Origin of the sequence: Brevundimonas nasdae (genome assembly GCF_019395145.1) — a bacterium.
Lineage (GTDB): Bacteria > Pseudomonadota > Alphaproteobacteria > Caulobacterales > Caulobacteraceae > Brevundimonas > Brevundimonas nasdae.
In genome coordinates this window covers 979,563-1,003,687 of sequence record NZ_CP080034.1, presented here as the reverse complement: position 1 = coordinate 1,003,687, position 24,125 = coordinate 979,563, and the positions used below count along the sequence as shown (strand labels likewise).

General features: G+C 65.3%; 23 protein-coding genes. 10 read left to right on the top strand and 13 right to left on the bottom strand.

Annotated elements, in window-relative coordinates; translation table 11 throughout:
* The first annotated feature begins 87 nt into the window (after positions 1–87).
* Positions 88–2,256: a S9 family peptidase gene (locus tag KWG56_RS04885; RefSeq protein ID WP_219353930.1), complete on the top strand. Its 2,169-nt coding sequence runs from the start codon at positions 88–90 to the stop codon at positions 2,254–2,256.
* A 5-nt stretch (positions 2,257–2,261) separates the two neighbouring features.
* Positions 2,262–2,816, top strand: a complete 555-nt coding sequence (locus KWG56_RS04880) for a GNAT family N-acetyltransferase (protein WP_219355195.1) — start codon at positions 2,262–2,264, stop codon at positions 2,814–2,816.
* A 26-nt stretch (positions 2,817–2,842) separates the two neighbouring features.
* On the opposite strand, the gene KWG56_RS18900 is transcribed toward KWG56_RS04880, so the two are convergent.
* The 4 genes from KWG56_RS18900 to tpiA all read right to left on the bottom strand — a co-directional run bounded on the left by KWG56_RS18900 (position 2,843) and on the right by tpiA (position 6,099).
* Positions 2,843–2,971, bottom strand: a complete 129-nt coding sequence (locus tag KWG56_RS18900) for a hypothetical protein (RefSeq protein ID WP_257903738.1) — start codon at positions 2,969–2,971, stop codon at positions 2,843–2,845.
* Between the two features lie 100 nt (positions 2,972–3,071).
* Positions 3,072–4,724 (bottom strand): CTP synthase, encoded by a 1,653-nt coding sequence (locus tag KWG56_RS04875; protein WP_201097544.1) that lies wholly within the window; start codon positions 4,722–4,724, stop codon positions 3,072–3,074.
* Positions 4,725–4,847: 123 nt separating this feature from the next.
* Positions 4,848–5,273 carry a preprotein translocase subunit SecG gene (secG, locus tag KWG56_RS04870; RefSeq protein ID WP_373274041.1) on the bottom strand — a complete coding sequence of 142 codons (426 nt, stop codon included), beginning with the start codon at positions 5,271–5,273 and terminating at the stop codon, positions 4,848–4,850.
* Positions 5,274–5,349: 76 nt separating this feature from the next.
* Positions 5,350–6,099, bottom strand: a complete 750-nt coding sequence (gene tpiA / locus KWG56_RS04865; RefSeq protein ID WP_219353928.1) for a triose-phosphate isomerase — start codon at positions 6,097–6,099, stop codon at positions 5,350–5,352.
* A 139-nt stretch (positions 6,100–6,238) separates the two neighbouring features.
* Here tpiA and KWG56_RS04860 point away from each other — a divergent pair, with 139 nt between their 5' ends.
* Together KWG56_RS04860 and trpE are read left to right on the top strand one after the other, a co-directional pair.
* Complete coding sequence (locus KWG56_RS04860; RefSeq protein ID WP_219353927.1) at positions 6,239–8,152, top strand: peptidylprolyl isomerase; 1,914 nt, start codon at positions 6,239–6,241, stop codon at positions 8,150–8,152.
* Entirely contained in the window at positions 8,149–9,666 is a 1,518-nt protein-coding gene (gene trpE, locus KWG56_RS04855; RefSeq protein WP_219353926.1) for an anthranilate synthase component I, read from the top strand. The genes KWG56_RS04860 and trpE overlap by 4 nt, the downstream gene beginning before the upstream one ends.
* Here trpE and KWG56_RS04850 read toward each other — a convergent pair.
* Positions 9,663–9,866 carry a peptidoglycan-binding protein gene (locus KWG56_RS04850; RefSeq protein ID WP_244999643.1) on the bottom strand — a complete coding sequence of 68 codons (204 nt, stop codon included), beginning with the start codon at positions 9,864–9,866 and terminating at the stop codon, positions 9,663–9,665. The two genes, trpE and KWG56_RS04850, sit on opposite strands and share 4 nt — an antisense overlap.
* 88 nt (positions 9,867–9,954) lie before the next feature.
* Here KWG56_RS04850 and KWG56_RS04845 point away from each other — a divergent pair, with 88 nt between their 5' ends.
* The 4 genes from KWG56_RS04845 to lexA all read left to right on the top strand — a co-directional run bounded on the left by KWG56_RS04845 (position 9,955) and on the right by lexA (position 13,201).
* On the top strand, positions 9,955–10,545 hold the full coding sequence (locus KWG56_RS04845; RefSeq protein ID WP_201097554.1) for an anthranilate synthase component II: 591 nt from the start codon (positions 9,955–9,957) through the stop codon (positions 10,543–10,545).
* A gap of 2 nt (positions 10,546–10,547) precedes the next feature.
* Positions 10,548–11,585 carry an anthranilate phosphoribosyltransferase gene (gene trpD / locus KWG56_RS04840; protein WP_219353925.1) on the top strand — a complete coding sequence of 346 codons (1,038 nt, stop codon included), beginning with the start codon at positions 10,548–10,550 and terminating at the stop codon, positions 11,583–11,585.
* Positions 11,582–12,376 carry an indole-3-glycerol phosphate synthase TrpC gene (gene trpC / locus KWG56_RS04835; RefSeq protein WP_219353924.1) on the top strand — a complete coding sequence of 265 codons (795 nt, stop codon included), beginning with the start codon at positions 11,582–11,584 and terminating at the stop codon, positions 12,374–12,376. Before trpD ends, trpC begins: the two co-directional genes overlap by 4 nt.
* Before the next feature lie 123 nt (positions 12,377–12,499).
* Complete coding sequence (gene lexA, locus KWG56_RS04830) at positions 12,500–13,201, top strand: transcriptional repressor LexA (RefSeq protein WP_201097560.1); 702 nt, start codon at positions 12,500–12,502, stop codon at positions 13,199–13,201.
* Here lexA and KWG56_RS04825 read toward each other — a convergent pair.
* A complete protein-coding gene (locus KWG56_RS04825) occupies positions 13,182–15,173 on the bottom strand; it encodes a ComEC/Rec2 family competence protein (protein WP_244999642.1) in 1,992 nt (663 codons plus the stop codon). The two genes, lexA and KWG56_RS04825, sit on opposite strands and share 20 nt — an antisense overlap.
* A 193-nt stretch (positions 15,174–15,366) precedes the next feature.
* Between KWG56_RS04825 and gltX the strand changes: the two genes are divergently transcribed.
* Both gltX and gltA read left to right on the top strand, forming a co-directional pair.
* Positions 15,367–16,782: a glutamate--tRNA ligase gene (gene gltX / locus KWG56_RS04820; protein ID WP_219353922.1), complete on the top strand. Its 1,416-nt coding sequence runs from the start codon at positions 15,367–15,369 to the stop codon at positions 16,780–16,782.
* A 63-nt stretch (positions 16,783–16,845) separates the two neighbouring features.
* Complete coding sequence (gltA, locus tag KWG56_RS04815) at positions 16,846–18,147, top strand: citrate synthase (protein WP_201097567.1); 1,302 nt, start codon at positions 16,846–16,848, stop codon at positions 18,145–18,147.
* Between the two features lie 78 nt (positions 18,148–18,225).
* On the opposite strand, the gene KWG56_RS04810 is transcribed toward gltA, so the two are convergent.
* From KWG56_RS04810 to KWG56_RS04780, 7 genes are read right to left on the bottom strand one after another with little or no spacing between them, the layout of a single operon-like run.
* Positions 18,226–19,218 (bottom strand): FUSC family protein, encoded by a 993-nt coding sequence (locus KWG56_RS04810; protein WP_219353921.1) that lies wholly within the window; start codon positions 19,216–19,218, stop codon positions 18,226–18,228.
* A 2-nt stretch (positions 19,219–19,220) separates the two neighbouring features.
* A complete protein-coding gene (lpxB, locus tag KWG56_RS04805) occupies positions 19,221–20,399 on the bottom strand; it encodes a lipid-A-disaccharide synthase (protein ID WP_219353920.1) in 1,179 nt (392 codons plus the stop codon).
* The gene (lpxI, locus tag KWG56_RS04800) at positions 20,396–21,235 is read right to left on the bottom strand and encodes a UDP-2,3-diacylglucosamine diphosphatase (protein ID WP_219353919.1); all 840 of its coding nucleotides are present in this window, start codon (positions 21,233–21,235) and stop codon (positions 20,396–20,398) included. The genes lpxB and lpxI overlap by 4 nt, the downstream gene beginning before the upstream one ends.
* Positions 21,232–22,020, bottom strand: a complete 789-nt coding sequence (lpxA, locus tag KWG56_RS04795) for an acyl-ACP--UDP-N-acetylglucosamine O-acyltransferase (RefSeq protein ID WP_219353918.1) — start codon at positions 22,018–22,020, stop codon at positions 21,232–21,234. Before lpxA ends, lpxI begins: the two co-directional genes overlap by 4 nt.
* Positions 22,020–22,484 (bottom strand): 3-hydroxyacyl-ACP dehydratase FabZ, encoded by a 465-nt coding sequence (gene fabZ / locus KWG56_RS04790; RefSeq protein WP_201097577.1) that lies wholly within the window; start codon positions 22,482–22,484, stop codon positions 22,020–22,022. The genes lpxA and fabZ overlap by 1 nt, the downstream gene beginning before the upstream one ends.
* A gap of 2 nt (positions 22,485–22,486) precedes the next feature.
* On the bottom strand, positions 22,487–23,500 hold the full coding sequence (lpxD, locus tag KWG56_RS04785; RefSeq protein WP_219353917.1) for a UDP-3-O-(3-hydroxymyristoyl)glucosamine N-acyltransferase: 1,014 nt from the start codon (positions 23,498–23,500) through the stop codon (positions 22,487–22,489).
* Positions 23,501–23,525: 25 nt separating this feature from the next.
* Positions 23,526–24,101 (bottom strand): OmpH/Skp family outer membrane protein, encoded by a 576-nt coding sequence (locus KWG56_RS04780; protein ID WP_219353916.1) that lies wholly within the window; start codon positions 24,099–24,101, stop codon positions 23,526–23,528.
* Positions 24,102–24,125 lie beyond the last annotated feature (24 nt).

The window sequence follows — 24,125 nt, the reverse complement described above, 5'->3', positions numbered from 1 at the left end:
AATCGAACCGGCTTGTCTGGCTTTTCTCCATTTGACGCCGCCCCCCGGCGACGCACAAGGTCCGTCACTCAAACTAGGGGGCACGACATGAATCGACGCGAAATGATCCTATCTACGGCGATGACCGCCGCCGCAGTCGCCACGCCCGCCCTCGCCCGCCAGCCTACCGGACCCTCGATGCCCCAACCTCCTGTCGCCAAGAAAATCCCTGTCGTCATCGAACAACTGGGCCGCACCCGGACCGACGACTATCAGTGGATGAAGGACGACAACTGGCAGGCCGTCCTGCGTGATCCGACCCTGATCAAGGCCGAGGTCAAGGAACACCTGACCGCCGAGAACGCCTATCGTGAAGCCATGATGGCCTCGACCGTGCAGCTGCAGGAGACGATGTTCGCGGAGATGCGCGGGCGCATCAAGGAAGATGATTCCTCGGTTCCCGCCCCCGACGGCCCATGGGAATATTACGTCCGCTACAACACCGGCGACCAGCATCCGCTCTATTGCCGCAAGCCGCGTGACGGCGGCGCCGAGACCATTCTGCTGGACGCCAATATCCTGGCTGAGGGCAAGGCCTATTCGGAAATCTCGGCGGCTTCCCACAGTCCCGACCACGCCCTGTTCGCCTATGCTGAGGACGCCCAGGGCTCCGAGGTCCACAAGATCTACGTCAAGGACGTCGCCTCGGGTGAAGTCCTGCCCGCAGTTATCGAAAGCGCCACCGGCGACTTCACCTTCTCACCGGACAGCCAGTGGATCTTCTGGACCAACCGCGACGACAACGGCCGCCCGGACAAGATCTTCCGTCGCCCAGTGCGCGGCGGCGAAACCACCCTGGTCTATGACGAGGCCGACGACGGCATGTTCATCGGCGTGGGCCGCACCTCCGACGACAAGTTCATCGTCATCAGCATCCAGAACCAGGAAACCTCAGAGGCGCGCTATATTCCCGGCGCCAACCCGACAGCTGAGCCTGTCGTGCTGGAGCCGCGTGTGGTGGCGATCCGTTACGATGCCGATCACTGGGGCGATCGCTGGGTGATCCGCACCAACGCCCACGACGCTGTGGACTTCAAGATTGTCGAGGCCCCGACCGCATCGCCCGCCAAGGCGAACTGGAAGGATCTGGTCGCCCATACGCCGGGTCGCTTCATTGAAGGCCTGGACCTGACCAGGGACCACCTGGCCCGTCAGGAGCGCGCGGACGCCAACACACGCATCATCATCCGCGACCGCGCCGGCGCTGAGCACGAGATCGCCGTGGATGAACCCGCCTTCGCCCTGTCGCTGGCGGGTGCGTCGGAGTTCAACACGGTCAAGACCCGCTACGCCTACAACTCGCCGTCGACGCCGACCCAGACGTTCGACTACGACATGGCGACGCGTGAGCGGACGCTGCGCAAGACGCAGGAAATCCCTTCGGGCCACAACATCGCCGACTATGTCGTCGAGCGGCTGAACGCCCCCGCATCCGACGGGCAGCTGGTGCCGGTGACGCTGCTGCGGCGCAAGGACACCCCGGTCGACGGCTCGGCGCCCCTGCTGCTTTACGGCTATGGCTCGTACGGCATTCCCATGCCCGCGAGTTTCTCGGCCAACCGACTGTCGCTGGTGAACCGGGGCTGGATCTACGCCATCGCCCATATCCGCGGCGGTTCGGACAAGGGCTGGGGCTGGTTCCTGGGCGCCCGGCGCATGACCAAGAAGAACACCTTCACCGACTTCATCGCCGCCGCCGAACACCTGATCGACCGCCAATACGCCGCCGCTGGAAACATCGTCGCCCAGGGCGGATCGGCCGGCGGGATGCTGATGGGCGCGGTCAACAACATGCGGCCCGACCTGTGGGCGGGCGTGATCGGCCAGGTGCCCTTCGTCGACGTGATCAACACCATGAGCGACACCTCGCTGCCCCTGACGCCGCCGGAATGGCCCGAGTGGGGCAATCCCATCGAGGACGCCGCCGCCTACGACTACATGTACAGCTACAGCCCCTATGATCAGGTCGAGGCCAAGGCCTATCCGGCGGTGCTGGCGACCGGCGGCCTGTCGGACCCGCGCGTCACCTATTGGGAGCCGGAAAAATGGGTCGCCAAGCTGCGTCCCGCCACCACCTCCGGCAAGCCGGTGCTGCTGAAGATCAACATGGAGGCCGGGCATGGCGGCGCGGCGGGCCGATTCGACTACTTGAAGGAGGTCGCCCACGACTACGCCTTCGCCATCTGGGCCATCGACAAGGGCTGGGAGAAGGCGTGAGCGAACTGTTGCTGCGCGACGTTCGGTCCGACGACTTCCCCGCCATAACCGCCATCTACGCCGAGAGTGTCGCCAACGGTCGCGGCACTTTCGAGCTGGAGCCCCCAGACGAGGCGGAAATGCGGTCGCGCTTTGCGGCTGTCGAGGCGTTGGGCCTGCCTCGCCTCGTGGTGGAGATCGACGGCGCGGTGGTCGGTTATGCCTATGCGGGGCCGTTTCGCACGCGTCAGGCCTATCGCTACATGGTCGAGGATTCGATCTACGTCGCGCCACAGGCTCGGGGGCGCGGCGTCGCCGGGGCGCTGCTCGACGCGTTGATCGTGCGATGCGAGGCGATGGGCCTGCGTCAGATGGTGGCGGTGATCGGGGATGCGGAGAACACAGGCTCCATCGCCCTGCACCGCACCCGGGGCTTCTCCGACGCAGGCGTCTTCAAGGCCGCGGGCTGGAAGCACGATGACTGGCGCGACGTCATCTTCATGCAACTGCCTCTGAACTCGGGCGCCGAGACAGCGCCCGACGCGCCGGGCTTGCCACTGGTGGACAAAAAGTCGGTTTAAGGCGGACCTGTTGTCAGCCGTCTCGGCTACAGGATCGCGAAATGCTTGGCCGTCGCATAGGCGACGACGGCCGCCGTCGTCAGCGCGCCAACGCCGCAGACGAGCAGCACCAGCCGGATATGCCGGTGCAGATGGTAAAGCAGTTCGCCAATCATCGACCGCCCCAGTTGGCGGACTGAACAGGCCAGTCCGCCCTAACCTTGATATCGCAAGGCCGACGTTAAGCTAAATCGCGGCCTTGTGAACAGGGTTATATCAAACTAGGCGGCTTTGGACCACAGCAGCGCCGATGAAGCTGGCGAACAGCGGGTGCGGTGCGAACGGGCGGCTCTTCAGTTCGGGGTGATACTGAACGCCGATGAACCACGGATGGTCCGGGCGCTCGACGGTCTCAGGCAGCACGCCATCAGGCGACAGGCCAGCAAAGACCAGCCCGGCCTTCTGTTCGATGGCTTCGCGATAGTTGATGTTCACTTCGTAGCGATGACGGTGTCGCTCACTGATGTCGGTCGAGCCGTAGATCTCCGCGATCTTGGATCCAGCCTTCAGCGTGGACTCATAGGCGCCCAGACGCATGGTGCCGCCCAGATCACCGCCCTGCTGACGCAGAACGCGCTGATTGCCCTGGGTCCATTCGGTCATCAGGCCGACGACCGGCTCTTCGGTCGGACCGAATTCGGTTGAGGACGCCTTGGGATACCCCGCAAGGTTCCGCGCCGCCTCAATCACCGCCATCTGCATGCCGAAGCAGATGCCGAAATAAGGGATGTTGCGCTCACGGGCGAAGCGGGCCGCCTCGATCTTGCCTTCCGAGCCGCGCTCGCCAAAGCCGCCGGGCACCAGAACCGCGTGGGCGCCCTGCAGACGCTCTTCGCAGGCCTCCGGATCGCCTTCGAAGGTGTCGGCCTCGACCCAATCAATATTGACCTTGACGTTGTTGGCCACGCCGCCGTGATGAAGCGCCTCGATCAGCGACTTATAGGCGTCTTTCAGGACGGTGTACTTGCCGACCACGGCGATGGTGACTTCGCCGTCAGGATGCAGGCGGCGGCGCGCGATTTCCTGCCACAGGGTCAGGTCGGGCTCGGGCGCATCGGTGATGCCGAAATGGGCCAGAACTTCGCGGTCCAGGCCTTCGCGGTGATAATCCAGCGGCACGGCGTAGATGTCGGCCGAATCCATCGCCTGGATGACGCCGCTTTCCCGCACGTTGCAGAACTGGCCGATCTTGCGTTTTTCCTCAGCCGGGATCGGCTGTTCGCAGCGGCACAGCAGGATGTCGGGCTGAATGCCGATCGAGCGGAGCTCCTTGACCGAGTGCTGCGTCGGCTTGGTCTTCATCTCGCCAGCGGTTTTGATGAAGGGCAGCAGGGTCAGGTGGACGAAGCACGACTGGCCGCGCGGCAGGTCCTGGCCCAGCTGGCGGATGGCTTCAAAGAACGGCAGGCCTTCGATGTCGCCAACCGTGCCGCCGATTTCGACCAGCACGAAGTCCACGTCTTCGCCCGCGTCGGTCACAGCAGGCGTCAGGCAGAAGGATTTGATCTGATCGGTGACGTGCGGAATCACCTGCACCGTCGCGCCCAGATAGTCGCCGCGACGCTCCTTCTCCAGGATGGTCGAATAGATGCGGCCAGTCGTGATGTTGTCAGACTTGGCCGCCGACACGCCGGTGAACCGCTCGTAGTGGCCCAGATCCAGGTCCGTCTCGGCGCCGTCATCGGTCACGAAGACCTCGCCGTGCTGATACGGGCTCATGGTGCCCGGATCGACGTTCAGATAGGGGTCGAGCTTGCGCAGGCGGACCTTATAGCCGCGAGCCTGCAGAAGAGCGCCGAGAGCGGCGGAGGCGAGGCCTTTTCCTAGCGAGGAAACCACGCCGCCGGTGATGAACACATAGCGAGCCATGGGGGGACACCTTACTCCATGATTCGCTCCCGGCGTACGGCCCGGAGCAAATCGAACTGTTGATCAAAAGAAGAAAGCGCGCCCTGCGGCGCGCTTTCGGGAAGTCGATTGTGGCCGTCCGGCTTACTGGGCGGGTTGCGGAGCCGGAGCCGCCGAGTGCGTCGTTGCAGCAGACGGGAGGCTGGCCTCCAGATCATCCAGCGACGGAGCCGAAGGACGGGCTGGAGCCGCAGGCTGAGGCTGGGCCGGTTGCTGCTGTTGCGTCTGCGGCTGGGTCGCCAGCGAACCAACGGCATTGGCGTCAATCATCGAGACCGATGCACGATCCATATTGCCGACAACGGTCAGACCGATGGTCAGGGCGAACAAAATAGCTGCCAGCCACCAGGTGACGACGGTCAACAGATTGCCAGCGCCCCGCGCCGTCATGAAGCCCGACGGACCGCCGCCCATGCCGAGCGCGCCGCCTTCGGAGCGCTGCAGCAGCACAACGCCCGTCAGGGAGATGGCGACGATGATGATGGCGACGAGCAGGATGGTCTGGAGCATGGCGTCATTCATGTGGGCGCGGATGTGCGCCGATCAAGCGGCGGCCTCTATCATTGAAGCCCGCGCGGGGCAAACATCATGCGGCCCTGATGATCTTGAGAAAATCATCCGCCTTCAGGGAAGCGCCGCCAACCAACGCGCCGCCGACCTCGGCCGTGGCCAGAATGTCGGCTGCATTGTCGGGTTTGACCGAGCCGCCATAGAGAATAGGCGTCTTCGCCGTCCCCTGCCCCAGCCGCGCAATGATCGCCGACCGAATCGCGGCGTGCACCTCGGCGATCTGCTCCAGCGTCGGGGTCAGGCCGGTGCCGATGGCCCACACCGGCTCATAGGCCACGGCGAAATCACGTTCCGACAGACTATCCGGCAACGAACCGGCGACCTGGGCCGACACCACGGCGACCGCATCGCCCGCCTCGCGCTGCTCAAGAGTTTCGCCGACGCAGACAATCGGCTCCAGCCCGGCGGCGATGGCCGCCTCGACCTTGGCCGCCACATCCGCATCCGTCTCGCCAAAACCAGCACGACGTTCCGAATGCCCCAGAATCACCAGCGTAGCGCCCGCATCGGTCAGCATTTCCGCCGACACCGAGCCGGTGAATGCGCCCTGCGGCTTGTCGTGACAGTCCTGCCCGCCCAGTTCGACCTTGCCGCCGACCAGCGTGCTCCGCATCCGATCCAGCAAGGTGGCGGGGGGGCACAGGGCCACGCGGCAGGTGACGGATTGGGCCTTGATTGCGTCCTGCAACGCTTGGGCTTCGGCCAGAGAGGCCGTCAGGCCGTGCATCTTCCAATTGCCAGCGATCAACTTCACGGATTGTTTCATGCGGCCCTGTCTAGGCACCCAAAACAGGTAAGCCAAGACCCGTCGCCGCAATCTGAACATCATGCCGTCCTTGCGGGGGCGCGTGTCGCCCGACTATACGCCGAAGTGACGCCACTGTCGGCCAGTCCCGGGTTTTCGAATGATCACCGCCTTCCGCGCCTTTTCCCGATCCAAATGGGCCGCCGGCCTGCTCGTCCTGATTGCGGTCAGTTTCGTGATCGTCGGCGCGCGCATGGATGTCTTCGACAACCTTGGGCCCAAGCACGTCATCAGCGCGGGCGATCGCTCGATGAGCGAAGTCGAGTTCCGCACAGCCTTCGACCGCGTGCGTGAGCGCGTGCAGGAGCAGGCCGGTCGTCCGCTGACGAACGCCGACCTGGTGGCGGAAAATATCCACGTCCGCTTCCTGGACAGCCAGACCGAGCAGCTTGGCTTCCTGAACTGGGCCTGGAAGGCCGGTCTGCGTCCCGGCAAGGAGCTGATCGTCAAGCAGATCCGCCAGATCCCCGCCTTCTTCAACTCGGTCACCGGCCAGTTCGATCAGCAGGCCTACCAGGCCGCTCTGGCCCAACAGAACCTGACCCCGGCCATGCTGGAGCAGGACCTGCGCGACCAGTACGCCACCGAACACTTCGGCGCCGCCGTCTATGCCGGCGCCCGCGTGCCGCGCATCTATGGCGCGCTTCTGGCGGGGCAGGCGTTTGAACGCCGCGACGGCCGCTGGTTCGAAGTCACCCAGGCCATGGCGGGTCAGGTCGCTGCGCCCACCGACGCGCAACTGAACGCCTTCATTCAGGAAAACGCCGCCCGCCTTCGCGCGCCGGAGTTTCGCACGGTTTCGGTCGTGCTGTTCTCGCCCGATCCCGCCGCCGCCAACGCCCCGATCCCGGAAGCGCGCATCGTTGAGCGTTTCAACTTCAAGAAGGACAGCCTGGGTCAGCCCGAGACCCGCACCTTCGTCACCCTGACCGCACCGAACCGCGAGACGGCCGACAAGATCGCCGCCGCCCTGCGCGCCGGTAAGTCACCCGTCGATGCCGGACGTGAAAACAACGTCACGCCCGCCACCTTCACCGATCAACCGCGCAGCGCCCTGGGCGACCAGGCTGTTGCGGCGGCTGTGTTCGGTCTGCAAGCAGATCAGGTGTCTGCACCGATCCGGGCTGGCGTCGGCTTCGCTGTCGCCAAGGTGACCAGCATCAAGGCCGGTCAAGCCGCAACGCTTGAAAGCGCCCGTCAGGAGATCATCGCAGAACTGCGTGCTGAAGACGCCAAGACCCAGACCTACGCCAAGGTCGAGAAGTACGAAGCCGCCCACCAGGCCGGCAAGGGTCTGGCGGACGCTGCACGTGAAGCCGGCGCTCGCATCGTTGACCTGCCGCCCTTCACCCAGGACGGCAAACTGCCGAACGGCCAGGGCCTGAATGCGCCGCCGCAAATCTTCCAGACCGCCTGGACCCTGGCCAAGGGCGGCGAAAGCGATGTGATCGACGCGGGTCAAGGCCAGTATTTCGCCGTGCGTCTGAACGACATCCGCCCATCGGCCCTGCCGACCCTGGCTGAGGTTCGCGAGCCTCTGGCCGTCGAATGGACCCGTCGTGAAGGCATGCGCCGCCTGTCGGCCAAGGCCGATGAACTGGCAGGCCAGATTCGCGCTGGTCAGGACGTCGCCGCCGTCGCCCGTTCGGTCAACGCGCCGCTGATCACCCGCACCAACGTCGTGCGCGATCAGGCCACGGTTCAGTCGCTGGGTCAGGGCATTGTTCAAGGCCTGTTTGGTCAGTCCAAGGGTCAGGTCTTCGCTCAGCCCGCCTCTGAAAACGCCTATGTCGTCGGTCGCGTGGACAACATCCACGCCGCTGATCCGGCTGTCGCTGGTCCGCTGGCCGAACAAGCCCGCCCGCGCATGACGCAGGAACTGATCCAGGCCATGGTTCAGGCCTCCTTCTCCGCTGGCGCTCAACGCTCCAAGGCCAAGAACGACCCCGCGCTGGCGCGCACGGCCCTGGGCCTGTCCGCCACCGGCTCCGCTCCCGCAGCCCCGGCGCAATGACCGCAGAAGACGCAGACCGCCCCGATTTCGAAACCTTCGCCGCCGGTCTTTCGACCGGTCGGCCGCAGGTGGTGGTTCGACGGATCATCGACGACCTGGAAACCCCGGTTTCAGCCTATCTGAAACTGGGGCGCGATCGCCCTTACGCCTGTCTGCTCGAGTCGGTCGAAGGCGGTGCGGTGAAGGGTCGTTATTCGATCCTGACGCTGGACCCGGATGTCGTCTGGCGCTGCCGTGGCGATCAGGCCGAGCTGGCGCGCGGCGGCGACATCGCCAATGGCAGGTTCATCGCCGAAGCCGAACCCACGCTGAAATCGCTTCGCTCCCTTATCGCTGCATCCAAGTTCGACCTGCCCGCCGACCTGCCCCCGATGGCCGCCGGTCTGTTCGGCGTGTTCGGCTATGACATGGTGCGTCTGCTGGAGCCGCTGGGCGCACCGAATCCCGATCCGCTGGACCTGCCCGACGCGGTGCTGACGCGCCCGTCTCTGGTGGCGATCTTCGATTCGGTTCGCCATGAGATCGTATTGGTTTCGGCCGCCTATCCTGACGCTGGCGTGTCGGCGCAATCGGCGTTCGATTCGGCCCTGTCGTGTCTGGACGCCTTCGAGAACGCCCTGCGTGAGCCTCTGCCCGTCCGCGCGGCGCCGCAGCCTGCACCGGCCACAGTGTTCCAATCACCCGTCGATGGCGAAGGTTTCGCCGAGATGGTGGCGCGCGCCAAGGACTACATCAGCGCAGGCGACATTTTCCAGGTCGTGCTCAGCCACCGTTTCTCGGCGCCCTGGTCGGATGATCCGTTCGCCTTCTATCGGTCCCTGCGACGCCAGAACCCCTCGCCCTATCTGTTCTATCTGAACTTCGAAGGCTTCCAGCTGGCCGGATCCAGCCCGGAGATTCTGGTTCGCTTGAAGGATGGCGAAGTCACTATCCGCCCGCTGGCCGGAACCCGCGCACGCGGCGCCACGCCAGAGGCGGATAAGGCGCTGGAAGCTGAACTTCTGGCCGATCCGAAGGAACTGTCCGAGCATCTGATGCTGCTGGACCTGGGCCGCAATGATGTGGGCCGCGTCGCAGCCCCGGGCACTGTCGAAGTCACGGAAAGCTTCGTCGTCGAACGCTACAGCCAGGTCATGCACATCGTCTCCAACGTGCGCGGCAAGGCCGATCCAAAACTGGATGCGGTCGACACGCTTCTGGCCGCCCTGCCCGCCGGCACCCTGTCCGGCGCGCCCAAGGTCCGAGCGATGGAAGTCATCGACGAACTGGAAAGCGAAAAGCGCGGCGTCGGATACGGCGGCGGCGTGGGCTATATCTCGGCCGGCGGTGAAGCGGATATCTGCATCACCCTGCGAACCGCCCTGTTCGCGGACAACCGAATCTTTGTGCAGGCGGGCGCGGGCGTCGTGGCGGACAGCGATCCCGCCGCCGAATACGCCGAAACCCAGCACAAGGCGCGGGCCCCCATGCGGGCGGCGGACGACGCCTGGCGCTTTCGCGCCGGCAATCGCTAACGGGTGTAGCTGGCGTTCGGGTTATCGATCTGGACGCCAGGCCCCAGGACGACGACCCCCGCCATGACGACCGCAGCCGTTGCGGCGAATGCGGCTGCGGTCAGCGCCGCCAGCGCGCTGGGCTTCGGCTCATCCACGACCAGCCGGTCCCTGGCGGCGGCGATCTTGTCGGCGATGTCTTTTTCAGCGGTCAGTTTCACGGCCCCATCAGACGCCGCCATCGGTTAAGATGCGCTTTAACGCGACGCATGCTTGGCGAGACGGCCTGTCACGCCTAGAAGCCAAGTCATGATCCTCGTCGTCGATAACTACGACAGCTTCACCTACAATCTCGTCCACTACCTCGCGGAGTTGGGCGCGCCGACGCATGTGGTGCGCAATGACGACCTGACGGTGGATGAGGCGTGGGCGCTGAACCCCGCCGCCGTGCTGCTGTCGCCCGGCCCCTGCGCACCTGATCAGGCCGGCATCTGCCTGTCGCTGATCCAGACGGCGCCTGCATCCATGCCTATTCTGGGCGTCTGCCTGGGCCATCAGGCCATCGGTCAGGCGTTCGGCGGAGACGTGATCCGCGCCAAGACCCTGATGCACGGCAAGACCTCGCCGATCCTGCACGAGGGGAAAAGCGTCTTTGCGGGTCTGCCTTCGCCGTTCACGGCGACGCGCTATCACTCGTTGGCCGTCAAGCGCGAGACCCTGCCGGACGACCTGGAAGTCACGGCCTGGACGGCGGATGGAGAGATCATGGGCCTGCAGCACCGCACCCGCCCGATCCACGGCGTCCAATTCCATCCGGAATCCATCGCCACCGAACACGGCCACGACATGCTGGCCAACTTCCTTGAGATCGCCGGCGTCAAGCGCCTCGCGGCCGCCTGATCATGGCGGACGGTTTCAAGCCGCTGCTGGCGCAGCTGGTCGATGGGCAGCCGTTGACGTCAGAACAAGCGCACGACTTCTTCGCCGCCTGTCTGCGTGGCGAACCGACCCCCGCTCAGGTCGCCGCCGCTCTCACAGCCCTGCGGATGCGCGGTGAGACGGTGGATGAAATCGCCGCCTTCGCCCTGGCGATGCGTGAAGCGGCCCTGACGCTCGATCACCCCTATGAGGTCATCGACACCTGCGGCACAGGCGGCGACGGCCAGCACACCTTCAACATCTCGACCGCAGCGGCCCTGGTGCTGGCGGGTGCGGGCTTGAAGGTCGCCAAACACGGAAACCGGGCGATTTCATCAAAGTCCGGCTCATCGGACGTGCTTTCAGTTCTGGGCGTCAACCTGATGGCGCCACAGGCCCGCCAGCGTAAGGCGCTGGATGAGGCAGGCATCTGCTTCCTGTTCGCCCCCGCCTACCACGGTGCGACGCGCCATGTCGGACCTGTGCGCGCCGAGATTGGTTTTCGCACCGTTTTCAATCTGCTCGGCCCGCTTTCGAACCCAGCGTCTGCAAAGCGCCAGGTCATGGGCGTCTATGACCCGCGCCTCCTGGAGCCGCTGGCCGAGGTGTTGGGTCGACTGGGCGCCACGCGCGCCTGGACCGTTCATGGCCAAGGTCTGGACGAGCTGGCGACTTCCGGCTCCACCGAGGTCGCGGAATGGAAGGACGGCGTCGTCCGCCGCTTCCAGGTCACGCCCGAAGACGCAGGCCTGCCCCGCGTTTCGATTGAGGCCATCCGTGGCGGGGACAGCGAAGAAAACGCCGCTGCTCTGCGCGCCCTGCTGGCGGGCGCAACCGGCGCCTATCGCGACATCGTCCTGCTGAACGCCGCCGCCGCCCTGGTCGTATCCGATCGCGCCGAAACCCTGGCCGAGGGCGCCGTCATAGCCGCGGCCTCCATTGACGAAGGCCGCGCCGCCGAAGCTCTGCAGCGACTGGCCCAGATCACCTCCACGCCGCTGGACACCGAAGAAGCCGCATGACCGACGTTCTGGACCGCATCGCCGCCTATAAGCGCGAGGATGTCGCTGCGCGTAAGACTGCGACATCGCAGACCGCGATTGAGGCCCTGGCGGCGACCGCTTCTGCGCCTCGCGGCTTTCGGGCGGCGTTGGAGCGTGTGGGTGAGGAGACGGGACGTCCCGCCCTGATCGCTGAAATCAAAAAAGCCAGCCCGTCCAAGGGCCTGATTCGCCCTGACTTCGATCCGCCCGTATTGGCCCGCGCCTACGAAGCGGGCGGCGCCGCCTGTCTGTCAGTGCTGACCGACGGTCCCAGTTTCCAGGGCGACGACGCCTATCTCGGGCTGGCGCGCGACGCTACGTCCCTGCCCTGCCTGCGCAAGGACTTCCTGGTCGATCCATGGCAGGTGGCGGAAAGCCGGGCGCTGGGCGCGGACTGTATTCTGATCATTCTAGCGATGATTGACGACACCCTTGCGGCGGAGTTGCTGTCAGAGGCGGAGCGTTTCGGCATGGACGCCCTGATCGAGACCCACGATGAGGCCGAAATGGCCCGCGCCTGCGCGCTGGGCGGGGATCTGGTCGGGGTCAACAACCGCTCGCTGCGGACCTTTGAGGTCGATCTGGAGACGACGGAGCGCCTGTCCATGCTCAGCCCCGTCCGCGCCCTGCTGGTCGCCGAGAGCGGCATTTTCACGCCGGACGACGTGGCCCGCGTCTCCGCCGCCCACGCCCAGGCCATCCTGGTCGGGGAAAGCCTGATGCGGCAGGCGGATGTCGAGACGGCGACACGGCAACTGCTGGCCGCCTGATCGCTGTTTGTCACGCAGCGCTAACGGCGCCGTTAAGTTGACATTAGGACGGAACACTTACAGAACATCGCCAATGTTCACGGCCCGTTCCGATTCGAGGAAGGGGCGCATGAGGGCCTGGCGATGCTCACGCGTAAGCAGCACGAACTGCTGATGTTCATCCACGAACGGATTCAGGAGACGGGCGTCTCTCCTTCGTTCGACGAGATGAAGGAGGCGCTGGATCTGGCGTCCAAATCGGGCATTCACCGACTGATCACGGCGCTGGAGGAACGTGGGTTCATTCGCCGCCTGGCACACCGCGCCCGCGCGCTGGAGGTGACCAAACTGCCTGAACAGGCCACCGCCGGCGCGCCGCGTGGACGTGCGGGGTTCAAGCCCGACGTCATCGAGGGCGGCGCCAATACGCCTCGCCCCGTCGTTGCCGCCGTCGCCAACGACACCCGCGAACTGCCGCTGCTGGGCAAGATCGCCGCCGGCACGCCCATTGCGGCCATCCAGCACGAACAGGAACGCCTGCCGGTGCCGGAATCCATGCTGGGCAAAGGTGATCACTATCTGCTGGAGATCGAGGGCGATTCGATGATCGAAGCGGGCATCCTGAATGGCGATCTGGTCGTGATCCGTCGCGGCGACACCGCCAACAACGGCGAGATCGTCGTGGCCCTGGTCGAGGGCGAGGAAGCCACGCTGAAACGCCTGCGCCGCAAGGGCGCCTCCATCGCGCTGGAGCCGGCCAACCGCAACTATGAGACCCGCATCTTCGGCCCGGATCAGGTCGAGGTTCAGGGCAAGCTGGTCGGCCTCATGCGGCGTTATCACTGACATCGGGATCAGGTTGACGCGACCAAGGCCGTTCACCTCTCACATCCGACGTCCAGACGGCCCGCCAGCGCGGGCCGTTTTCATTTTTCGTACGCCACAGCTCAACAGCGCCGCCGCGCGCAAAGTCGACACCGTCCAGGATCAACCTTCCCTGACAGGACGAAGGCAGATCTGGCACCGCAGCCCGGATGCTGATCACCTCGGCTGACTGACAAAGACCATCCAGTTGTTCGACGTTGGGTGCGCGCTTGCCCCACCACAGGGCGACGGGTCCGGCATCCGGGGTGTGCGGGCGGCAGGAGAAACGATCGCAGGACCATCCCTCGATATCCCGCCCGACCATCTCCAGCCCCCGCCGACGTGACCACAGGTCGGCGGCGAATTCCCGCACGCCAGGTCTGACGACGACAGCCTCAACGCCGCGGTGAAAGGCGGCATTGGTTCCTCCATCCCCGATCCACAGATCGGGGACCGGCGCACGCGGCCAGATCATCACCGCCGCCGCGAGCGGCAGTCCCAGCCACCTGACCCGCCCGCGCCACAGGCAGACGAAGAGAATGCCCAGAAAGGCGATGGGCAGGACATAATCCGGCGCACTGGGGATCGTCTGCACCGCGCCGGGCAGTCCGGCCGTCCAGCTTCCAATCGCCAGCATGATGTCGACGCCCCATCCGGCCACCGCCAGAAACGGACCGCCCAGGCCGAGCGGTTCCAGCGCTGCCCCCAGCGCAAGCGCAGGCATCAGGATGAAATCGGCGACAGGCGACGTGCCCAGATTAGCCAGCAACCCGTACACAGCCGTGCGGTTGAAATGCTGCATGGCGAATGGTCCCGTCGCCATCCCCGCCACCAGGCTGGCCGCGACCGCCGCGAACAGCCAACCGCCGAACCGCTGAACCGCCGCGATGGGCCAAGGCACGGATATCTCCCGCGTCCTTTTGGGCCAGGCCTCGACCAGAGCGACCAGGGCCGCCGTCGCCGCAAACGACATCTGAAAGCCGGGCGTGACGACCGCTTCCGGCTGCACCAGCAACACGATAAAGGCGGCGACCGCCAACCCATGCATCGTCACCGCCTGTCGGTTCAGTAGGATGGCCAGAAAGGCGATAGAGGCGGTGACGGCGGCGCGCTCGGCCGGCGCCGGCGCGCCCGACACGACCAGATAGGCGCCGACCGCGATCAAACCGGCGACGGCGGCGATCTTCTTGCCCGGCGTCCGCAGCGCCAGCCAGGGTACGGCCGCCACCAGCAGCCGCACCGCAAAGAAGACGAAACCGCCCACAATGGCCATGTGCAGTCCGGAGACCGACAGGATGTGCGCGAGCCCCGAATCCCGCATGATGTTGATGTCGTCCTGGCTGATCCAGGTTTCATGGCTGGTGGTCATGGCGGCGGCGATCCCGCCCGTTCGTTGCCCCAGACGCGCGACGATCCTTTCGGACAGGCCATAGCGCGCGCCATTCACCGCCATCTCCAGCCGCAGCCGCCAGGACGGAGGCGCCAGGTCGATGCGTCGCGTCTCGCCAAGGCCGAACGCCACCCCGCCCATGCCCTGAAAGAAGGCGTTTCGTCCAAAATCATAGGCGCCGGGACTGGCGGGCGCCGGCGGCGGGTTGAGGATGGCGAACAGGCGGATCGCCTCTCCCGGCCGTGGCGGTTCGCCGCGCACCGTGGCGCGAAGACGCACAGGCGTGTCCTGCGGCGCCACGCCGCGTATCCAGACGGGGGCGATCACGACTCGGGCGCCGCGCTGCCCCGGACTGTCGACATCGACCACCCAGGCCTCGATGGAGGTCGGTCGGCTCAAGGCAGGCGCAATGGGCGCTGTGACCATGTCCGTGCGCAGCTTGGCCGCCGTGACGCCGCCGCACAGGCAGGCCAGAATCATCAGGGGCCAGGTGATCCGACGCGACCATCCGCGTCGCCGGGCTGCAAACCAGGTCCCCACCGCTGCCCCGCTGAACAGGATCAAGATCCAAAGCGCCGGTTCGGTTCGGAGCGAAAAATAGATCCCGCTGCCGCACCCAAAGGCGACCGGGCCCCATAGCCGCCAGCGGAGGGCCTGAGCCTCGATTTGGTAGCGCAACCAAACGCGCAATCGTGCGGCGGGGGTAGGCTTTGCTGCATCGGGGCGTATAAGGGCGTCGCTTACGGACCCTCCCCCAATGACCTCACCTTCCTCGACAGTTGTCACCCGCTTCGCCCCCTCGCCGACAGGCTATCTCCATATTGGCGGTGCGAGAACAGCATTATTCAACTGGTTGTACGCCAAGAGACACGCTGGACGTTTCCTGATCCGTATCGAGGATACGGACCGTGAACGGTCCACCGACGAAGCGGTGAAGGCGATCTTCGACGGGCTGAGCTGGCTGGAGCTGTTCGCCAACGAAGAACCGGTGTTCCAGTTCAGCCGCGCTGATCGGCATCGCGAGGTGGTCAACGCCTTGCTGGAAACCGGCCACGCCTATCGGGACTTCACCTCCGCTGAAGAAACCGGACGACTGCGTGACGAAGCCAAGGCCGAGAAACGGACCTTCGAATCGCCCTGGCGCGACCGCGAACCGACCGTCGACGGTCTGGCCCTGCCCCACGTCGTGCGTTTCCGCAGGCCGCAGGCCGCGACGGTCACCGTGAATGACGAAGTCCAGGGCGCAGTCAGCTGGTCGACGAACGACCTCGACGATCTGGTTCTGCTGCGCTCCGATGGTGCGCCGACCTATAATCTGGCTGTTGTCGTCGATGACCACGACATGGGCGTGACCCACGTCATTCGCGGCGATGACCACCTGAACAACGCCGCCCGTCAGAGCCTGATCTATGATGCGCTGGGCTGGACCCGTCCAAGCTTCGCCCACATCCCGCTGATTCACGGCCCGGACGGCGCCAAGCTGTCCAAGCGTCACGGCGCCCAGGCGGTGCACGAATACGCCGAGATGGGCTACCTGCCTGAGGCCATGCGCAACTATCTGGCGCGCCTGGGCTGGGCGCACGGCGACGACGAGCTGTTCAGCGACGCCCAGGCTGTCGAATGGTTCGGTTTCGACGGCATCGGCAAGGCGCCCGCCCGTCTGGACTTCGACAAGCTGGCCCATGTCAACGCCCACTGGCTGCGTCTGGCTGATGACGAACGACTGGCCAAGCTGACCCTGGACGCCCACCTTCAGCGCGGGCGTGAAATCGCCGATGACGACGAGGCCAGGCTGCAACGCGCGATGCCATTCGTGAAGGACCGCGCCAAAACGACGCTGGAACTGGCCGAGCAGACGGAATTTGTTCTCAAGGCCCGTCCTCTGGCGCTGGACGACAAGGCGCGCGGCCTGTTGGCGGGCGAGACGCTGGAGCGTCTGGGCCGCCTGCGCGACCGTCTGGCGCTGTTCCAGTCGTGGGACGTTTTCGCACTGGAAGCCGAACTCAAAAGCTTCGCCGAATCCGAAAATGTCGGCTTCGGAAAGATCGGGCCGCCCATGCGCGCGGCTCTTACCGCAGGGGCAACTTCGCCTGATATCGCAAGAACTTTATCCGCTCTTGGCCGCGACGAAAGTCTCGGGCGCTTGGATGATGCGCTGCAACAGACTAAGTGACACCCACAAACCAAAGCGCCCGACGCCTCCCCGCGCCTGGACGTATGATGCAAAGGGGCATTCATGACTGAACAAGCCAAAACCGCCGGCTCGGCGACCCTGTCCTTCGAGGACAAGACCATCGAGCTTCCGGTCCTTTCGGGCTCCACCGGCCCGGACGTCATCGACATCCGCAAGCTTTATGCGGGTACGGGCGCCTTCACCTTCGATCCCGGCTTCACCTCGACGGCGGCGTGCGAATCGGCGCTGACCTACATCGACGGCGACGCAGGCGTGCTGCTGCACCGCGGCTATCCGATCGACCAACTGGCGTCGAAATCGAACTTCCTGGAAGTCTGCCACCTGCTGCTGCACGGCGAACTGCCGACCGCCGCAGAGTTCGAAAAGTTCGAAAACAGCATCACCACCCACACGATGCTGCACGCCCAGTTCGACCGCTTCTTCGAGGGCTTCCGCCGCGACGCTCACCCGATGTCGATCATGGTCGGCACCGTCGGCGCCCTGTCAGCCTTCTATCACGACAGCCTGGACATCCATGATCCGGTGCAGCGCGACATCTCGGCCATCCGCCTGATCGCCAAGATGCCGACAATTGCGGCCCGCGCCTACAAGTACCACGTCGGCCAGCCCTTCATCTCGCCGCGCAACGACCTGTCGTACGCCGAAAACTTCCTGCGCATGTGCTTCGCCGTGCCGGCCGAGGACTATCACGTCGATCCGGCCCTGGTTCGCGCCATGGACCGCATCTTCACCCTGCACGCCGACCACGAGCAGAACGCCTCGACCTCGACCGTTCGTCTGGCCGGTTCGTCGGGCGCCAACCCGTTCGCCTGTATCGCCGCCGGCATCGCCTGCCTGTGGGGCCCGTCGCACGGCGGCGCCAACGAAGAAGCGCTGAACATGCTCAAGGAAATCGGCACGCCCGATAAGATTCCTGAGTTCATCCAGGGCGTTAAGGATCGCAAGTTCAAGCTGATGGGCTTCGGTCACCGCGTCTATAAGAACTACGACCCGCGCGCCAAGGTCATGCAGCAGTCGGCCTATGAAGTGCTGGCCGCCACGGGCCGTGAAAACGATCCGCTGTTCCTGGTCGCCAAGGAGCTGGAGAAGGTCGCCCTGTCGGACGAATACTTCACCTCGCGCAAGCTGTTCCCGAATGTCGACTTCTACTCGGGCATCACCCTGTCGGCGATGGGCTTCCCGACCACCATGTTCACCGTCCTGTTCGCCCTGGCCCGCACCGTGGGCTGGATCGCTCAGTGGCAGGAAATGATGGCGGATCCGTCGCAGAAGATCGGCCGCCCGCGTCAGCTGTACACCGGCCCGACCGAGCGCGACTACGTGGCCATCGATCAGCGCGGCTGATCGACCCATCAGGGTCAGAAATGCAAAACGCCGGGGCAGTCGCCCCGGCGTTTTTCTATGCTCATCATGCAGCGCGGGTCAGACCAGCCGCAAATCCTTGAACCGCTCTGCCAGGTCATCCAGATCGCGGTGCATGTGCGCCAGTCCGATGGCCGCAGCGCCCAGAACCATGTCATCGCCCTCCACCGCGACCGACAGGGCCAGGGTCGCATCCAGCGGGCCCATGGGATCGGCCGCTTTGCCGACCGATAAGGCCTGCAGCCGCTCGACCGCTCGATTTGCATCCTTGGACCAGGGGCCGAGACGACCAGACGCTCCGTCGGCCTGGAAGCCGCGCCCGAGGATCACGATGTCGCTTCGAACCCGCCAGAATGCCCGCGCCAGAGCCGCGCGGTCGGCCGTCTCGCGTTGTGGTCCAGGCAGGTCGATCACATTCTTGGCCGCCGTATCCAGCTTGTCCAAGCGCCGCTTCAGATCGGCGTGACGCTTGCGGATTTCGACCCGATCAAGATCATCTGCTTTGAGCACCAGCGCTAGAAGCGCAGCCGCCTCTCCTGCTGCGTCGCGCGCCTGAAGACGGAAATGTTGCCGCGCATGTCTGGGAAACAGCGCCAGAATGGACACCACGCCGACACCGCTGCCGACCAGAATCTCCATGACGCGATCCAGGGCCAGCGAGGCCGGGCCGTCGACGCCGCTGCCGCCTGCGATCACGATTGCCGCAGTCACAGGCGCGATTTTCAGCCAGGGTCGTCCTGCGCCCAGAAAGGCCAGAGCGGCCGTTGATACGGCTATGGCGCCGGCCAGCCCCTCCATGCCTGCCGGCCGGACAAAGGCCACTGCCGCGCCGACAAAGGCGCCGGTTACAGTGCCCAGCGCCCTGTCACGCGCGACAGTCAGCACGCCGCCGCCGATGCTGGCCTGGATGACGACGATGGTTGAGATCACGCTCCAGTACGGATGCGGCAACTGCAGAAACGTCGCCAGATAGAGGGAGACTGTCGCGCCGACCGCCATCTGCAGGGCCGCACGGACCTCCGAAGCATGACGGGGACTGAGCAGCCGCGCCATCGTCAGCCCCGCGCCACCTGCGCCTTGGCGGCGATCACCCGCAGGACAGCGTCTGCCGCCAGATCAGAGGGATCCGGACCGCCCCGCCCCATCAGGTCCAGCGCCGCCGTCTGCTGCGCCGCCTGCTCCGAAGCCGCGAACGGATCAGTCAACAGCCTGCCCACCGCCTTGGCCAGTGCATCAGGCGTCGCCTCGTCCTGAATGAACTCCGGCGCGATCCGTCGGTCGGCGGCGATGTTGAACAGGGTGATGTGCTTGGCCGTCACCAACCGCTTCATCAGAAGATAGCTGAGGCCGTCGATCCGATAGGCGATCACCATCGGCGCGCCAGCAAGGGCCAGTTCAGTCGAAACCGTTCCGCTGGTGGCCAAGGCCGCATTGGCGGCGCGCATGGCGTCGTATTTCTCGGCCTCATCGACCAGATGGACCCGGAAGGGCCAGGCGGCGACGCGGGCCGCGACGTCCTGGGCCACGGTTCCGGCTGCGACCACGGCCACTTCCAGACCGGGATCGGCGCTCTTCAGCCTTGCGATGGTCGCTTCGAATACAGGCGTCATGCGGTTGATTTCGCTGGGACGACTGCCGGGCAGGACCAGCAGCAGCGAAGCCTCTGGCCCAATGCCGCGCGGTGCCCGAAACGCCGGGCCATCGGCGTGGCTCATATCGACATGAAGCGCGGACGACCCGACAACCGTTGTCGGCAGACCCTCTCGCTCAAACCAGGGGGCGTCGAAGCCATAGAGGGCCAGCAGGTGGTCCACCGCCCCCGCCAGCGTCTTGGCCCGCCCCGGTCGTGACGCCCAGACCTGAGGTCCGACGTATTTGATCAAAGGCACGTTCGGCTGCGCCGCCCGGATCGCCTTGGCCACGCGGATGGTGAAACCCCAGCTGTCGATCAGCACCACGGCGTCGGGCTTTTCACGCGCAGCCAGCGCCGCGGTCTCCGCCACGCGCGCCTTGACCTTGCCATAGGCGCGCAAACCCTCGATCCAGCCAAGGATGGACAGTTCGGCGATGTCGAACGGGCTGGCGACGCCCTGTTCCGCCATCTTGGGCCCGCCCACGCCGACGAAGGCGACGTCCGGTCCCAGACGCGACTTCAACGCCTTCGCCAGACCCGCCCCAAGTGCGTCGCCGGAGGCTTCAGCTGCGACCAGCATCACTTTCAGAGGACGGCTCATCGAACTTCCCCCCAAACGAACAGCCCGAGCCGATCCGCCGTCTCGATGATGGCGGCGCGGTCAATCAGGATCAAATGACCAGACAGACCGCCGATGCCTGCAAGGCCCGCCGCTGCAGCAAGTTCGACCGTCCGGGGGCCTATGACCGGCATGTCCACGCGCAGATCCTGGATCGGCTTGGGCGCCTTGCCCAGCGCCCCCTTCCGGTCGGCAGAACTGCCGCGCAGATCGGCAGGCAGTCCGGCCGCGCGCCCCAGCATGGCGTCGGTGCCCTCTTGGGCTTCAACGGCCAGCACCAGGCCGTCAACGACAACCGCGCCTTGCCCAATATCCAGTTCACCTGATTTTTCAGCGATATGAAGCGCCTTTTTCAGGTCCAATAGTTGCTCGGCTGTCGGACTGATGCGCCCCAAGGCTCCCGACGGCAGGGTCTCGCCTCCCAGAATGTCGTCAGCCCCCTCGACGGCGAAGCCTTCGGCCTCGAACACCGACAGGATTTTGCGCAACAGGGCGTCGTCGCCTTTCGTCGCCGCCGCAATGATGCCGGGCAACAGAGACGCGCCCTTAAGATCGGGCTTCAACGTCTTGAAGTCAGGGCGATTGACGATGCCCGCCAGACAGACGGATGTGCAGCCTTCCGATTTCAACGACTTCAGAATGGCCCCGATCTGCGCCATGCCGAACTCATCGCCGGGCCAACGTATCAGGTGCGGGTCAGCGAATCCCGCCAACCGCACCACGAACACCGCGCGGCCTTCCGCATCACACCGTGCCGCCACCGCTGCGGGCAGGTCGCCGCCGCCGGCAATCAGGCCCAGCTTTCCGCTGACGTTCATTCCGCGTTCGGCAAGCACAACGGACGTCGCCCGCCGTCACGGATGAAGGCGATGATCTCCATGATCTCGGGCAGGTCGGCATAGCTTTCGGCCACGCCCTCGATGCGCCCGGCGAACTCGCCCTGACCTTCGAACAGGTCGCGGTAGGCGGCCAGCAGTCGGCGAACCTGATCCTTGCCATAGCCTTTGCGCTTCAGCCCGATCAGGTTCAGCCCTCGCAGGCGCGCATGATTGCCCCAGGCCGAGCCGTAGGGGATGACGTCGCGCGTTACGGCGGCAAGACCGCCAATGATGGCCCCCTGCCCCACGCGGCCGTTCTGGTGCACGGCGCACAGACCGCCCAGGAAAACCTTGTCGCCAATGTGCGCATGACCGCCCAGCGTGGCGTTGTTGGCCATGACGACATTATCGCCGACCACGCAGTCATGGCCGACGTGGGCGCCGGTCATGAACAGATTGTTCGAGCCGATCACCGTCACCCCGGTTCCTTGCGGCGTGCCCCGATTGAAAGTGCAGTGCTCGCGGATCTGGTTGTTGGCGCCGATCTCAAGCCGCACCGGCTCGCCCCTGTAGCCATTATGCTGGGGATCGCCGCCAATGACGGCGAACGGATGGATGATCGTGCCTTCGCCGACGGTCGTATCCTGTTGGACCACGACATGGCTGACCAGCCGCACGCCTGCCGACAGGACGACATTCGGCCCGACCGTGCTCCACGGCCCGACAACGACGCCGTCGGCAAGACGGGCGGAGGCGTCGATGATGGCGGTCGGGTGAATGGCCATCAGGCGGCGGGCTCCGGCACGGTCACGACCATGGCCATGAATTCGGCTTCTGCGGCCAGCTTGCCGTCGATGAAGGTTTCGCCACGGAATTTGTAGGCGTCGCCACGCGCGCGGATCACCTTGACCTCCATGCGCAGTTGGTCACCCGGACGCGCAGGCTTGCGGAAGCGAACGCCGTCAATGGACATGAACATGATGACCTTGTCGGCCACCGCCACGTCCAGAGTCTTGGACATCAGAAGCGCGCCGGTCTGGGCCATGGCTTCGACGATCAGGACGCCCGGCATCACCGGATCGATCGGGAAATGGCCGGGGAAGAACGGCTCGTTATGCGTGACGTTCTTGATGCCGACGATGGAGGTCGCGGGCGTGAAGTCCTCAGCCTTGTCCACCAGCAGGAAAGGATAGCGATGCGGCAGCCGCCGCATAACCTCGGCGTAGTCGATCTTGCCGTCGTCACTCATCCCTATGATTCCTTTGGAGCCTTCTTTGCAGAGGCCTGTTTGGCGAGCCAGACGGTTTCGCGCAAGAACTGACGGATCGGCCGCGCGGGATAACCAGACCAGGTTTCTCCCGCCGGAATGTCGGCCAGCACGCCAGCGCCCGCTGCGACCCGCGCGCCTTCGCCGATGGTGATGTGGTCGCCGATCCCGGCCTTGCCGCCGAATATGACGTTGTCGCCCACGGTCACGGAGCCGGATATCCCGGTGTTGGCGACCAGCAGGCAGTTGCGGCCGATGACGCAGTTGTGGCCCACCATGACCAGATTATCGATCTTGGTGTTCTCGCCGATGACCGTGTCGTCATAGGCGCCGCGGTCGATGCAGCTGTTGGCGCCGACCGTCACCCCGTCCTGCAGGATGACGCGGCCCAGTTGCGGAATATCCATGACACCGGCAGCCGTGCCGGTCGCGCCGAACCCCGCCTCGCCGATGCGTGCCCCCGCATACAGCTTCACCCGATCCCCGATCAGGGCGAAGCTGACGGTGACGTTCGAACCGATCACGCAGTCGCGCCCGATCTGCACGCCTGGGCCGATCACCGTATTGGCGCAGATGCGCGAGCCACGGCCGATGCGCACGCCCGTCCCCAGGACCACGCCCGGCTCGATGACGACGCTGTCGTCTTCGGCCGCATCCTGCGGTGTGATTGCGGTGTCGAGCGTGATGGCGCGATGCAGCAGCAACGAGGCCTTGGCCCATGACGCCTGAGGCGTGCGTGAGACGATGACCGAGGCCTCGGCGGGTGCGGCCTCAACCGCTTCTGGCGGCACGATCACACATCCCGCCTGGGTTTGCGCCAGGGCATTGGCGAACTTGCGATCACCCAGAAACGCAATCGCGCCCCTGTCAGCGGATGACAGAGGCGCGACCGAGGCGATGGACCGATCCCCGCCCCTCTCGACCGCGCCTCCGATCTGCGCCGCCAGTTCGGCGACGGTCAGGGACGGCAGGGTCTGAAAGAAGCGAGTATCGGGCATTGTTTCCTTTTCAGCAGCCAGAAGCTTACTGAGCCGGCACCGGCATGCGGTTGAACGTCAGGGTCGGCAGGGCGGCGTTCAGACGCTGGATCGCGACGTCCGTCAGGTCCATGGCCGGGTTCATCATGAAGACGCTTTCACGGTCCAGCAGCAGGCCGCAGCCCTTCTCCTGGTACAGGGCCGTCAGGATCGGCGAAACGGCTTCCGTGATCTTCTGGCGTTGAGTACCCAGGGTATAGCGCAGTTCGTTTTCGCGCGTGGCTTCCAGTTGCTGGGCTTCTTGAGCGCGCTGCTGCAGGGCCTGACGGCGCTGGTTCAGTTGGTCAGCCGGGATGCTGGCGCCGCCGCTTTGCAGGGCCGTTGCTTCGGTCTGGATCGCAGTGGCGTACGGCTGCAGTTCACCTTGAACTTCCTGCGCCAGCTGCTGCATGCGGGTTTCGACAGCCTGACCAGCCGACGACTGCGCCAGCAGACGGGCGTTGTAATAGGTGCAGACGCCCGGAATGACCGGACCCGGGTTTTGCGGCGCGGCCTGCTGGGCAAGAGCAGCAGTGGAAACAAGCGATGCCGCAGCCGTAGCGGCGATGATCAGAGCTTTCATTTTACCCTCGTGCGGACGGATTTC

What these genes read in the sequence shown, in the direction of transcription:
- KWG56_RS04885 (WP_219353930.1), top strand. Translation starts at nt 88, where the DNA reads ATGAATCGACGCGAAATGATCCTATCTACGGCGATGACCGCCGCCGCA.
- KWG56_RS18900 (WP_257903738.1), bottom strand. Translation starts at nt 2,971, where the DNA reads ATGATTGGCGAACTGCTTTACCATCTGCACCGGCATATCCGGCTGGTG.
- KWG56_RS04875 (WP_201097544.1), bottom strand. Translation starts at nt 4,724, where the DNA reads ATGGCTCGCTATGTGTTCATCACCGGCGGCGTGGTTTCCTCGCTAGGA.
- secG (WP_373274041.1), bottom strand. Translation starts at nt 5,273, where the DNA reads ATGCTCCAGACCATCCTGCTCGTCGCCATCATCATCGTCGCCATCTCC.
- tpiA (WP_219353928.1), bottom strand. Translation starts at nt 6,099, where the DNA reads ATGAAACAATCCGTGAAGTTGATCGCTGGCAATTGGAAGATGCACGGC.
- KWG56_RS04860 (WP_219353927.1), top strand. Translation starts at nt 6,239, where the DNA reads ATGATCACCGCCTTCCGCGCCTTTTCCCGATCCAAATGGGCCGCCGGC.
- trpE (WP_219353926.1), top strand. Translation starts at nt 8,149, where the DNA reads ATGACCGCAGAAGACGCAGACCGCCCCGATTTCGAAACCTTCGCCGCC.
- KWG56_RS04845 (WP_201097554.1), top strand. Translation starts at nt 9,955, where the DNA reads ATGATCCTCGTCGTCGATAACTACGACAGCTTCACCTACAATCTCGTC.
- trpD (WP_219353925.1), top strand. Translation starts at nt 10,548, where the DNA reads ATGGCGGACGGTTTCAAGCCGCTGCTGGCGCAGCTGGTCGATGGGCAG.
- trpC (WP_219353924.1), top strand. Translation starts at nt 11,582, where the DNA reads ATGACCGACGTTCTGGACCGCATCGCCGCCTATAAGCGCGAGGATGTC.
- lexA (WP_201097560.1), top strand. Translation starts at nt 12,500, where the DNA reads ATGCTCACGCGTAAGCAGCACGAACTGCTGATGTTCATCCACGAACGG.
- gltX (WP_219353922.1), top strand. Translation starts at nt 15,367, where the DNA reads ATGACCTCACCTTCCTCGACAGTTGTCACCCGCTTCGCCCCCTCGCCG.
- gltA (WP_201097567.1), top strand. Translation starts at nt 16,846, where the DNA reads ATGACTGAACAAGCCAAAACCGCCGGCTCGGCGACCCTGTCCTTCGAG.
- KWG56_RS04810 (WP_219353921.1), bottom strand. Translation starts at nt 19,218, where the DNA reads ATGGCGCGGCTGCTCAGTCCCCGTCATGCTTCGGAGGTCCGTGCGGCC.
- lpxB (WP_219353920.1), bottom strand. Translation starts at nt 20,399, where the DNA reads ATGAGCCGTCCTCTGAAAGTGATGCTGGTCGCAGCTGAAGCCTCCGGC.
- lpxI (WP_219353919.1), bottom strand. Translation starts at nt 21,235, where the DNA reads ATGAACGTCAGCGGAAAGCTGGGCCTGATTGCCGGCGGCGGCGACCTG.
- lpxA (WP_219353918.1), bottom strand. Translation starts at nt 22,020, where the DNA reads ATGGCCATTCACCCGACCGCCATCATCGACGCCTCCGCCCGTCTTGCC.
- fabZ (WP_201097577.1), bottom strand. Translation starts at nt 22,484, where the DNA reads ATGAGTGACGACGGCAAGATCGACTACGCCGAGGTTATGCGGCGGCTG.
- lpxD (WP_219353917.1), bottom strand. Translation starts at nt 23,500, where the DNA reads ATGCCCGATACTCGCTTCTTTCAGACCCTGCCGTCCCTGACCGTCGCC.
- KWG56_RS04780 (WP_219353916.1), bottom strand. Translation starts at nt 24,101, where the DNA reads ATGAAAGCTCTGATCATCGCCGCTACGGCTGCGGCATCGCTTGTTTCC.